Source organism: Variovorax sp. CF079 (assembly GCF_900101545.1).
Lineage (GTDB): Bacteria > Pseudomonadota > Gammaproteobacteria > Burkholderiales > Burkholderiaceae_C > Variovorax.
Genome location: NZ_FMZU01000050.1, coordinates 6,437 through 7,809, shown reverse-complemented (window position 1 = coordinate 7,809; position 1,373 = coordinate 6,437). Strand labels below are relative to the sequence as shown.

Genomic DNA, 1,373 nt, shown 5'->3' with positions numbered 1-1,373 from the left:
TCGGGCTCGGTGGCCGGGCCGACCTTGAGTGCGCCGACCCGTGCGGCCAGCTTGTCGACGAAGGCGTCATGCACCTTGGCTTGCACGAACACGCGGTTCGGGCAGACGCAGGTCTGGCCGCCGTTGCGGAACTTGGCCACCATCAGGCCTTCGACGGCGGCGTCGATGTCGGCGTCTTCGAAGACGATGAAGGGTGCGTTCCCGCCGAGCTCGAGCGAGAGCTTCTTGAGCGTGTCGGCCGAGCGGCGCGCCAGATGCTGGCCCACCGGCGTGGAGCCGGTGAAGCTGATCTTGCGCACGCGCGCATCGTCCAGCCAGACGTCCACCACCTCGGGCGTGCGTTCGCGCGAGGCAGTGACGATGTTCAACACGCCCGCCGGCACCCCGGCCTCCTGGGCCAGCTTGACCAGGGCCAGCGAGGTCAGCGGCGTGTCCTCGGCCGGCTTGCAGACCACGGTGCATCCGGCCGCGAGCGCCGGCGCGATCTTGCGCGCGATCATGGCGGCCGGGAAGTTCCACGGCGTGATGGTGGCGACCACGCCCACCGGCTCCTTCAGCGCGAACATGCGCCGTCCCGGCACCGGGGCGGGAATCACGTCGCCGTTGGCGCGCGTGGCTTCCTCGGCAAACCACTCGATGTAGCTGGCGGCATAGGCCACCTCGCCCCGGCCCTCGGCCAGCGGCTTGCCCTGCTCGCGCGAGATCAGCCGGCCGAGATCCTCCTGGTGCGCCATCACCAGGTCGTTCCAGCGCTTGATGATCTGGGCGCGCTGCTTGGCGGGCACCGCGCGCCAGGCTGGGAAGGCGGCATGCGCGGCATCGACCGCGGCGCGTGCGTCCGCGGCCGTGCCGTCGGGCACGCTGGCGAAGACGGCGCCGGTGGCAGGGTCGGTGACGTCGAGGCGGCGTTCGTCGCTCGCCTCGCGCCATTCGGCGCCGATCAGCTGGCGTCCGGGCATCAGGTCCTGGCGTTCGAGAGTCAGTGTCATGGTGTTTGTCATGGAGGTTTCAGGCTGCAGCGACGCGCTCGGCGATCGCGATGCCCAGTTCGGTGGTGGAGGCCGTGCCGCCGAGGTCGCGGGTGCGCGGGCCTTCGCGCAGCACCGCCTCGATGGCGCCCAGGATCGCGTCGTGCGCGGCGCGGCCTGCGCCCTGTCCTTGCGTGAGGAAGTCCAGCATCAGCGCCCCCGACCAGATCATCGCGATCGGGTTGGCGATGTTCTGGCCGTAGATGTCGGGCGCCGAGCCGTGCACCGGCTCGAAGAGCGACGGGAACTTGCGATCCGGGTTGAGGTTGGCCGAGGGCGCCAGGCCGATGGTGCCGGTGGTCGCGGGGCCGAGGTCGGAGAGGATGTCGCCGAACAGGTTGCTCG

2 protein-coding genes are annotated in these 1,373 nt (G+C 70.7%); both read right to left on the bottom strand.

The features are described 5' to 3' along the window. On the bottom strand, nucleotides 1-989 hold a 989-nt coding region (locus BLS74_RS33375), incomplete at its 3' end, for an aldehyde dehydrogenase family protein (RefSeq protein WP_093112314.1). A gap of 19 nt (nucleotides 990-1,008) precedes the next feature. Then, nucleotides 1,009-1,373: isocitrate/isopropylmalate family dehydrogenase (locus tag BLS74_RS33370; protein WP_244504145.1), on the bottom strand; the 365-nt coding region annotated here is incomplete at its 5' end.